The organism is Streptomyces sp. NPDC005423, from assembly GCF_040606415.1.
Classification (GTDB): Bacteria; Actinomycetota; Actinomycetes; order Streptomycetales; family Streptomycetaceae; genus Streptomyces.
Map to the genome: position 1 here is coordinate 96,284 of NZ_JBEXET010000023.1, position 11,249 is coordinate 107,532.

The 11,249-nt window shown below is 72.9% G+C and carries 1 protein-coding gene; it reads right to left on the minus strand.

Features of this window, described 5'->3' with window-relative positions; translation table 11 throughout:
* Window positions 1–3: 3 nt before the first annotated feature.
* Window positions 4–11,244: a type I polyketide synthase gene (locus tag ABZT12_RS23750; RefSeq protein WP_356388011.1), complete on the minus strand. Its 11,241-nt coding sequence runs from the start codon at window positions 11,242–11,244 to the stop codon at window positions 4–6.
* Window positions 11,245–11,249 lie beyond the last annotated feature (5 nt).

The window sequence follows — 11,249 nt, forward strand, 5'->3', positions numbered from 1 at the left end:
CCATCACTTCCTGCTCTGTCGGGCGGCGGGTGAGACGGCGAGCGCCTCGGATGCGCCGAAGGCCTCGGCGGCTTCGGTGTCGAGCCACTCCTCAAGGGTCCGGGCGGTGACGTCCGCGCGCTCCTCGATGATCGTGAAGTGGTTGGCGGGCACCGGGCGCAGACTGTGGCCGGGCTCCCAGGGCTCGGCCCGGCCGGCGGTCAGCTCCGGGGAGGGGTTGTCGCCGTCGGGCACGAAGGACTGGGTGCACTGCACGAACAGCACCGGTGCCTCGACGGGGGGCAGCGGCAGGTCGGGGACGAGCTCGACCCAGCGGCCCATCGCGGAGAGCCGGGTGGTGTCGAACTCCCCGAACGCGGACTCCTTGTGGAACAGCCCGCGCGCCAGATCACCCATCGGTACGCCCTCGCCCGCTCCGTCGTGCACGGTGAAGGTGTCCAGCAGCACCACCCCGTAGGGGCGTATGCCGTGCGCGCGTTCCAGGTGCGCGGCGGTCGCGTAGGCGAGGGTGCCGCCGGAGGAGTAGCCGATCAGTACGAACGGCTCACCGTCCGCCGCCTCCAGCACGGTGCGGGCCAGCCCCTGCACGGCGGCCTCGGGGGTCGCCGGCAGGCTCTCGCCTGCGTCGAAGCCGAGGACGGGCAGCGCGGAGACCCGGCGCCGGCCCGACAGCCGGGAGACGACCCGGGCGTGCTGGTAGGCGCCCCCGGTCGCCATCGGCGTGTTGACGAAGATCAGGTGCGGGCCGTCGGGGCCGTCCGCGAGCCGGGTCACGGTGGGTACGGCCGCCAGTTCGGCGGCGTCGGCGTAGGAGGGCCGGACGGCCGCCGCCGCCCGCAGCAGGTCGAAGCCCTTGTCCTCGTGGCCGGAGAAGACCGCCCCGTGGAAGAGGTCGCGCAGCGTCTCGCCGCGCGCGACCGTGCGGACCGGCGCCGCGGGCTCCTCGGGCGTTCCGGCCGTCGCGGCGGCCGGGGCCTGGACGGCGTACTCGTCGAGCAGCAGCGCCGCGAGCCGGGCCGGGGTGTCGCTGTCGAAGACGACCATCGGCGGCAGCTTCAGCGCGGTGTCCTTCATCAGGGTGTTGCGCAGTTCCATCGCGCTCAGCGAGTCGAAGCCCTGCTCCAGGAAGCCGCGTTCGACGTCCACGGCGTCGGCGCTAGCGTGCCCGAGGATCGCCGCGGCCCGCTCCCGCACCAGTTCCCGCAGCGCCGCGTCCTGCTCCTCGCGGGACACCTGCGCGATCCGCGACCAGATGACCTCCACCTCCCCGCCGCCGGCTCCCGCCGTACGGCGCTGGGCGGTGACCGGGCGCAGCAGCGCGGCCAGTTTCCCGGCCCTGGCGTGCAGGGCCGTGCGGTTGATGTGCAGGGGGACGGTGGCCGGCCGGCCGGAGGCGAGAGCGGCGTCGAAGAGGGCCACCGCCTCCTCGGGGGTGAGCGGCGGCAGCCCCTGGCGCTCCATCCGCTTCACGTCCGTCTCCGACAGGTACTGCCCCAGCCCCGTGTCCAGCCACAGCCCGTAGGCGAGTGAACTCGCTGCCAGGCCTTGGTTGTTGCGGTGGGTGGCGAGGGCGTCGAGGAAGGTGTTGGCGGCGGCGTAGTTGGCCTGTCCGGCGGCGAGGGTGAGGCCGCCGGCGGAGGAGATGAGGGTGAAGAAGGCCAGATTGTCGGTGAGTTCGTGCAGATGCCAGGCGGCATCCGCCTTCGGTGCGAGGACGGCGTCGATGCGCTCGGGTGTCATGGTGGCGATGAGGCCGTTGTCTCCGGTGCCCGCCGCGTGGACGATCCCGGTGAGGGGGTGCGCGGCGGGGACGGCGGCCAGGAGGCGGGCGACCGCGTCGCGGTCGGACACGTCACAGGCCGCGATCGTGACCTGCGCCCCCAACCCGGTGAGCTCTGCGTCGAGTTCGGCGGCGCCGGGCGCGTCAGGGCCGCGCCTGCTGGTGAGCAGCAGGTGGCGTACGCCGTGTGCGGTGATGAGGTGGCGGGCGAGGTGGGCGCCGATACCGCCCGTACCACCGGTGATCAACACCGTGCCCTCCGGGTCGACCGCGGGCACCTCGGCGGACCGGGCGGTCACCGGCGTCAGCCGCGGAACGAACAAGCCGCCCGCGCGGACCGCGCTCTCCGGCTCACCCGAGGCGACAACGGCCGCGAAGTCGCCTTCGCCGTCGGTGAGTTGGATACGGCCGGGACTCTCCGCCTGCGCCGCCCGCACCAGCCCCCACACCGGAGCCTGCGCCAAGTCGACGTCCTCGCCCGGCTCCACGGCCACCGCACCCCGGGTCGCCACCAGCAGGGTGGAGTCGGCGAAGCGTTCACCGGCCAGCCACTCCTGCACCACCCCCAACACCTGGTGCGCGGCAGACCGTACAGCCTCCGGGACCGGACCTTGGGCGGCCGGGACACGGTAGAGGACCGCACCCGACACCGCCTCCGTACCCACCCGCACCTCCTCCCACAGCAGGGGGGCGGAAACCTCGGCGACGGAGGTGCCCGGCAGCGGGCGCCAGCCGATCTCGAAGAGGGATTCCTGTCGTCCGCCCGCCAGTTGCTCCTGGGAGACCGGGCGGAAGGTGAGGCTCTGGACGGAGAGGACCGGGGCGCCGGTGGTGTCGGAGGCGTCCAGGGACATGGTGTTCTCGCCGGTCCAGGTGATGCGGACCCGCAGGGCGGTGGCGCCGACCGCGTAGAGGCTGACGCCCTCCCAGAAGAAGGGCAGCAGGGGCTTGGCGCCGTCCTCGATGTCGGTGTCGGTGTCGTCGGTGGAGCCGGTGCCCAGGGCGTGCATGGTGGCGTCGAGGAGGGCGGGGTGGATGCCGTAGCCGGCGGCGTCGGTGTGGGCCCGGGCGGGGAGTTCGATCTCGGCGTAGATGTCGTCGCCGGTGGTCCAGGCGGCTTTCAGGCCTTGGAAGACGGGGCCGTAGTGGTAGCCGCGTTCGCGCAGCACCTCGTAGGTGTCGCTGATGTCGGCCTCGGTGGCGCCGGGCGGGGGCCAGGCGGTGAGGCCGGCGGCGGGGGCGGGTGCGCCGGTGGAGAGGAGGCCCTCGGCGTGCAGGAGCCAGGGGGTGCCGGGCTCGGCGTGCTCGTGGCGGGAGTGGACGCGCAGGGTGCGCCGGCCCGCTTCGTCGGGGGCGCCCAGGGCGACCTGGAGGGCGGCTCCCCCGTCGGCGGGGAGCACCAGGGGAGCCTGGAGGGTGAGTTCCTCCACGGTGGTGCAGCCGAACTGTTCGCCTGCGCGCAGGGCGAGTTCGACGAATCCGGTGCCCGGCAGCAGCACGGTCCCCAGCACGTCGTGGTCGGCGACCCAGCCGTGGGTGGCCGCCGCGAGCCGTCCGGTCAGGACCGCCTCCTCGGAGCCGGCCAGCGCGACCGACGCGCTGAGCAGCGGGTGCTCGACGGCTGCCTGCCCGTGGTGGGCGACGTCGGTGACGGCGGTGGCCTCCACCCAGAACCTGCGGTGCTGGAAGGCGTAGGTCGGCAGGTCGGCACGCCGGGCTCCGGTGCCGGCGTAGAAGGCGTCCCAGTCGACGCGGGCGCCCGCGGTGTGGAGCCGGCCCAGGGCCGTGAGGAGGGCGCGTGCTTCGGGGCGCTTCTTGCGCAGGGCCGACACGACGGCCGTGTCGTCGCTGTCGAGGGTGGACTGGGTGAGGGCGGAAAGGATCGCGTCCGGTCCCAGTTCGAGGAAGCGGGTCACTCCCTTGGTGTGGAGGTGGGTGACGGTGTCGGCGAAGCGGACGGCTTCGCGCAGGTGGCGGGTCCAGTACTCCGGGGTGCCCCACTCGTCGGTGATCTCGCCGTGGACTCCGGCGACGACCGGGATGCGCGGCTGCTGGTGGGTGACGCTCTGCGCGACCAGATGGAACTCGGCCAGCGCCGGTTCCATCAGCGGGGAGTGGAAGGCGTGCGAGACCCGAAGCCGGGTCGTCTTACGGCCCTGCTGCGTGAACTCCGCGACCAGCGCCTCGACTTCAGCTTCCTCGCCTGAGATGACCACGGAGGTGGGGCTGTTGATCGCAGCGATCCCCACCGCGTCGCTCACGAACGGCAGGAGTTCCTCTTCGGTGGCCTGGATCGCGGCCATGGCACCACCGGCCGGGAGTGCCTGCATGAGGCGCCCGCGGGCCGTCACCAGCCGGGCCGCGTCCTCCAGCGAGATCGCACCCGACACATGCGCGGCGGTGATCTCGCCGATGGAGTGCCCGGCCAGGTAGTCGGGGCGCACCCCCCACGACTCAACGAGGCGGTACAACGCGGTTTCTACGGCGAACAGGGCGGGCTGGGTGTAGGCGGTGCTGTTCAGCAGCGCCTCGTCCTCACCCCACATCACCTCATACAGCGGACGCTCAAGGAACGCGTCGATGGCCGCCACGACCTCGTCCAGGGCGCGGGCGAACTCGGGGTAGACGGCGTGCAGTTCACGGCCCATCCCCAGACGCTGGGCACCCTGGCCGGTGAACAGGAACGCGGTCTTGCCGGGCCGTGCCGAGCCGGTGGTGACGTCGGCCGAGCCGCGGCCTTCGGCCAGGGCGGACAGTCCGGTGAGGAGTTCCTCGCGGGTGGCGGCGACGACGACCGCGCGGTGTTCGTGCGGGGTGCGGCCGGTGACCGTGGAGAAGGCGAGGTCGGTGAGGGGGATGTCGTGGGTTTCGACGTGGGTGCGCAGGCGGGCGGCCTGGTCGGTCAGCGCCTTGGCGCCGCGGGCGGTCACCACCACGGGCACGGCGGGCGGTGGGACGGCAGCGACCGGTTCGGCGGCCTCTGCGGCCGGGGCCTCCTCGACGATGACGTGGACGTTGGTGCCGCTGAGACCGAAGGAGGAGACGCCCGCGCGACGCGGGCGCTCCCCCGCCGGCCATGGGACCGGCTCGGTCAGCAACTTGACGTTGCCGGCCTCCCAGTCGACGTGCGGGGTCGGTTCGTCGACGTGGAGGGTCTTGGGCAGCAGGCCGTTGCGCAGGGACAGGACGACCTTGATGATGCCGCTGACACCCGCCGCGGCCTGGGTGTGGGCGATGTTGGACTTCAGGGAGCCCAGCCACAGCGGCCGGTCGGCGTCGCGGTCCTGGCCGTAGGTGGCCAGGACGGCCTGGGCCTCGATGGGGTCGCCGAGCTTGGTGCCGGTGCCGTGCGCCTCGACCGCGTCGACATCCGTGGTGGTCAGGCCGGCGGCGGCCAACGCCTGCTGGATGACGCGCTGTTGGGAGGGGCCGTTGGGGGCGGTCAGGCCGTTGGAGGCGCCGTCCTGGTTGACGGCCGAGCCGCGGATCACGGCGAGGACCTCGTGCTGGTTGCGGCGGGCGTCGGAGAGGCGTTCCACGACGATCACGCCGACCCCCTCCGACCAGGCGGCACCGTCGGCCGCGCCCGCGAAGGACTTGCAGCGCCCGTCGGCGGCCAGGCCACGCTGCCGGCTGAACTCGACGAACATGTCGGGGCTGGCCATCACCGCGACCCCGCCGACCAGCGCGAGCGTGGACTCGCCCGAGCGCAGCGACTGGATCGCCAGGTGGAGGGAGACCAGCGAGGACGAGCAGGCCGTGTCGACGGTCATCGAGGGGCCTTCGAGGCCGAGGGTGTAGGAGACCCGGCCGGAGATGAGGCTGCCGCCGGTGGTGGCGGCGGCCTCGGTGCCCTGCCCGTAGTCGTGGTACATCACCCCGGCGAAGACACCGGTGCGGCTGCCCTTGAGGGAGCGCGGGTCGATGCCGGCCCGCTCCAGGGCCTCCCAGGACACCTCCAGCAGCTGGCGTTGCTGGGGGTCCATGACGATCGCCTCGTTGGGGGCGATGCCGAAGAACTCCGGGTCGAAGTCGCCCGCGTCGTAGAGGAATCCGCCCTCGTGGGCGTAGGTCTTGCCGGGCGTGCCGGGTTCGGGGTCGTAGACGTCCGGGTCCCAGCCGCGGTCGGTGGGGAAGGTGCCGATGGCGTCGCGGCCCTCGGCGACCAAGTCCCACAGTTCCTCGGGCGAGGTGACCCCGCCGGGCAGCCGGCAGCTCATGGCGACGATCGCGATCGGGTCGCCGTCCGAGGCCCCGGCGCGCACGGCACTGCCGGCAGCGGTGGTGGTGGCGGCCGTACCGGCGAGGGTTTCGCCGAGGTAGTCGGCGACGGCGCGGGCGTTGGGGTAGTCGAAGACCAGGGTGGCGGGCAGGCGCAGGCCGGTGGCGGCGCCGAGCTGGTTGCGCAGTTCGACGGCGCTGAGGGAGTCGAAGCCCAGTTCCTGGAAGGCCCGGTCGGGTTCTACGGCGTCGGCGGAGGCGTGTCCCAGGACGGCGGCGACGTTCTCCCGGGCCAGTTCCAGCAGTACGTCGGCCCGCTCGTCGGCGTCCAGCGCGGCGAGGCGCGCGGCCAGTGCCGAGCCGTCGCCCGCCGCCCCGGCCGCGCTCTTGCGCAGCGTACGGCGCTGGGCGTTCGCGGGCCGCAGGAGCGCGGCGACTTCGTCGGTACGGGCGTTGAGTGCGGCCCGGTCGATGTGCAGGGGGACGGTGGCCGGCCGGCCGGAGGCGAGGGCGGCGTCGAAGAGGGCCACCGCCTCCTCGGCGCGCAGCGGGGGCAGGCCCTGGCGCTGCATGCGTTTGACGTCGGTGTCGGTGATGTACTGCCCCATGCCGGTGTCCAGCCACAGCCCGTAGGCGAGTGAAGTGGCGGGCAGGCCTTGGTTGTTGCGGTGGGTGGCGAGGGCGTCGAGGAAGGTGTTGGCGGCGGCGTAGTTGGCCTGTCCGGCGGCGAGGGTGAGGCCGCCGGCGGAGGAGATGAGGGTGAAGAAGGCGAGGTCGTCGGTGTCGGTGAGTTGGTGCAGGTGCCAGGCGGCGTCCGCCTTCGGTGCGAGGACGGCGTCGATGCGTTCGGGTGTCATGGTGGCGATGAGGCCGTTGTCTCCCGTGCCCGCCGCGTGCACGATCCCGGTGAGGGGGTGCGCGGCGGGGACGGCGGCCAGGAGGTTCTCAAGGGCCCGGCGGTCGGCGACATCGCAGGCGGCGATGGTGACCTCGGCGCCCAACTCGGTCAGTTCGCCGGTGAGTTCGGCGGCGCCGGGCGCGTCAGGGCCGCGCCTGCTGGTGAGCAGCAGGTGGCGTACGCCGTGGGCGGTGATGAGGTGGCGGGCGAGGTGGGCGCCGATACCGCCCGTACCACCGGTGATCAACACCGTGCCCTCCGGGTCGACCGCGGGCACCTCGGCCGTCCGCGCGGTCACCGGCGTCAGCCGCGGAACGAACAAGCCGCCCGCGCGGACCGCGCTCTCCGGCTCACCCGAGGCGACAACGGCCGCGAAGTCGCCTTCGCCGTCGGTGAGTTGGATACGGCCGGGATTCTCCGCCTGCGCCGCCCGCACCAGCCCCCACACCGGAGCCTGCGCCAAGTCGACGTCCTCGCCCGGCTCCACGGCCACCGCACCCCGGGTCGCCACCAGCAGGGTGGAGTCGGCGAAGCGTTCACCGGCCAGCCACTCCTGCACCACCCCCAACACCTGGTGCGCGGCAGACCGTACAGCCTCCGGGACCAGGCCTTGGGCGGCCGGGACACGGTAGAGGACCGCACCCGACACCGCCTCCGTACCCACCCGCACCTCCTCCCACAGCAGGGGGGCGGAAACCTCGGCGACGGGGGCGGCCGGCAGCGGGCGCCAGCCGATCTCGTGGAGGGATTCCTGTCGTCCGCCGTCGAGTTGTTCCTGGGAGACGGGGCGGGAGATCAGTGAGCCGACCGTGAGGACGGGCTGTCCGGTGGCGTCGGCCACGGTGACGGTCACCGTGTTGGGGCCGGAGGGGACGATGGCCACCCGCAGGGACGCGGCGCCCGCGGCGTGCAGGGTGACGTCGTTCCAGGAGAACGGCAGGACCGTGGACTCGTCGGTGCCGGCGCCGTCGTCGATGAGGGCCACGTGCATGGCGGCGTCGAGGAGGGCAGGGTGGATGCCGTAGCCGGCGGCGTCGGCGTGGGCCTGCTCGGGGAGGGAGACTTCCGCGTACAGGGCCTCGCCGGAGGACCAGGCGGCCTTCAGGCCCTGGAAGACGGGGCCGTAGTGGTAGCCGCGTTCCAGGAGCAGCGCGTAGGCGCCCTCGACGGGGGTCGGGGTGGCGCCGGGCGGCGGCCAGGCGGCGAGGTCGGCGGCGGGCGCGGCGGCGGCCGGGGCCAGGACGCCTTCGGCGTGCCGGATCCAGTCGCCCTCACCGGCGTGTTCGGCGCGGGAGTGGACGCTCACCGTGCGACGGCCGTCGGCGTCGGGGGCGCCGGCCCATACCTGGACGGCGACTCCGCCGTGTTCGGGCAGGACGAGCGGGGCGTGCAGGGTGAGTTCCTCGACCTTGCCGCAGCCTGCCTGGTCGCCCGCGCGGATGGCGAGTTCGACGAAGCCGGTGCCGGGGAACAGGATCGAGCCGAGGACGTCATGGTCGGCCAGCCAGGGCTGGGTGTCGACGCAGAGGCGCCCGGTGAGCACGATCTCGCCGGAGTCGGCGGACTCCACGGCCGCGCTCAGCAGCGGGTGCCCCACGACGTCCAGACCCGCCGAGCCCAGCCCGGCCGTACCGGTGCCCGCCTCGGGCTCGACCCAGTACCGCTCGTGCTGGAAGGCGTAGGTGGGCAGGTCGGCCCAGCGGTCGCCGGCCGCACCGAAGTAGGCGCCCCAGTCGACGCCCACGCCCTGTGCGTGCAGCCGTCCCACGGCGGCGACGAACTCCCGCTCCTCGGGCCGGTTACGGCGCAGCGACGGTACGACCACGGTGCCCTCGACGTCGCCGACGCTCTGTGCGGTGAGGGCGGTGAGGATGGCGTCGGGGCCGAGTTCGAGGAACGTCTCCACGCCCCGCCCGTGCAGATACGTGACGGTGTCGGCGAAGCGGACCGCCTCGCGCAGGTGCCGGGTCCAGTAGGCGGGGGTGCCCCACTCCTCGGTGATCTCGCCGTGCACTCCGGCGACGACCGGGATCTGCGGCACGGTGTAGGTGACGGTCTCCGCCACGGCCCGGAACTCGGCCAGCGCCGGTTCCATCAGCGGGGAGTGGAAGGCGTGCGAGACCCGAAGCCGGGTCGTCTTACGGCCCTGCTGCGTGAACTCCGCGACCAGCGCCTCGACTTCGGCTTCCTCGCCTGAGATGACGACGGAGGTGGGGCTGTTGATGGCAGCGATCCCCACCGCGTCGCTCACGAACGGCAGGAGTTCCTCTTCGGTGGCCTGGATCGCGGCCATGGCACCACCGGCCGGGAGTGCCTGCATGAGGCGACCGCGCGCGGTGACCAGCCGGGCCGCGTCCTCCAGCGAGATCGCACCGGAGACATGTGCGGCGGTGATCTCGCCGATGGAGTGTCCGGCCAGGTAGTCGGGGCGCACCCCCCACGACTCAACGAGGCGGTACAACGCGGTTTCTACGGCGAACAGGGCGGGCTGGGTGTAGGCGGTGCTGTTCAGCAGCGCCTCGTCCTCACCCCACATCACCTCATACAGCGGACGCTCAAGGAACGCGTCGATGGCCGCCACGACCTCGTCCAGGGCGCGGGCGAACTCGGGGAAGGCGGCGTGCAGTTCACGGCCCATCCCCAGACGCTGGGCACCCTGGCCGGTGAACAGGAACGCCGTCCTGCCTTCGCGTACCGAGCCGGTCACGGCGGAGGGCGTGGGCCGGTTCTCGGCCAGGGCGGAGAGGGCGGTGATCAGTTCCTCTCGGTCTCCGCCGAGGACGACTGCCCGGTGGTCGAGTCGCGCGCGGCGAGTGGCCAGCCCACGCCCGACACTTGCGATGGCCCGGTCATCCAGTCCCCCTGCGAACGAGACGAGTTGTGCGGCCTGTGCGCGCAGGGCCCCGTCCGTGCGGCCGGAGACCACCCAGGGGATCAGGGACGGCACGTAGCCGTCGCCTTCCTGCTCTTCCTTCTCTTCCTGGACCGGTGTTGCGGCGTCGGGCGCCTCTTCCACGATGACGTGGGCGTTGGTACCGCTCAGGCCGAAGGAGGAGACGCCCGCGCGGCGCGGGCGCTCCCCCGCCGGCCATGGGACCGGCTCGGTCAGCAACTTGACGTTGCCGGCCTCCCAGTCGACGTGCGGGGTCGGGGCGTCGACGTGGAGGGTCTTGGGCAGGACGCTGTTGCGCAGCGCCTGGACCATTTTGATGACGCCGGCGACGCCGGCGGCGGCCTGGGAGTGGCCGAGGTTCGATTTCAGGGAGCCCAGCCACAGCGGCTTGTCGGTGTCGCGGCCCTGGCCGTAGGTGGCCAGCAGCGCCTGGGCCTCGATGGGGTCGCCGAGGGTGGTGCCGGTGCCGTGGGCCTCTACGGCGTCGACGTCGGCGGTGCTCAGGCCGGCGCTGTCGAGGGCGGCGCGGATGACGCGGCGCTGGGAGGGGCCGTTGGGGGCGGTCAGGCCGTTGGAGGCGCCGTCCTGGTTGACGGCGGAGCCGCGGACGATCGCCAGGACCTGGTGGTTGTTGCGGCGGGCGTCGGAGAGGCGTTCCAGGAGCAGGACGCCGACGCCCTCGGACCAGCCGGTGCCGTCGGTGGCGGCGGCGAAGGACTTGCAGCGGCCGTCCTTGGCGAGGCCGCGCTGGCGGCTGAACTCGACGAACACCTCGGGGGTGGACATGACGGCGACGCCGCCCGCCAGGGCGAGGGTGGACTCGCCCGAGCGCAGGGACTGGGCGGCGAGGTGGATGGCGACCAGGGAGGAGGAGCAGGCGGTGTCGATGGTGACCGAGGGGCCCTCGAAGCCGAAGACGTAGCTGACGCGGCCGGAGGCGATGGAGCCGGTCGCGTTGTTGTAGGGGTAGTCGTGGTACATCATCCCGGAGTAGACGCCGGTCTTGCTGCCCTTGAGGGTGTGCGGGTCGATGCCGGCGCGTTCGAAGACCTCCCAGGAGGCTTCCAGCAGCAGGCGCTGCTGGGGGTCCATGATGAGGGCTTCGTTGGGGCTGATGGAGAAGGGCGCGGGGTCGAAGTGGTCGGCCTCGTGCAGGAATCCGCCCTGGTTGACGTAGGTGGTGTCGGGGCGTTCGCCGTCGGGGTCGTAGAGGGCGCCGGTGTCCCAGCCGCGGTTGACGGGGAACTCGGTGACCGCGTCGCGCCCTTCGTCGACCAGCCGCCACAGTCCCTCGGGGGAATCCACGCCGCCCGGGTAGCGGCAGGCCATGCCGACGATCGCGATCGGCTCACGGGCGGCGGCGGCCAGATTCCGGTTCTGGGTGCGCAGCCGGGCCGTTTCCTTCATGGACGCCCGGAGTGCGTCAAGCAGCTTCTGGTCTGAATTGGACATCTGCT

Excerpts from the sequence above, each read along its gene's own strand:
- ABZT12_RS23750 (WP_356388011.1), bottom strand. The coding sequence starts at position 11,244 with ATGTCCAATTCAGACCAGAAGCTGCTTGACGCACTCCGGGCGTCCATG.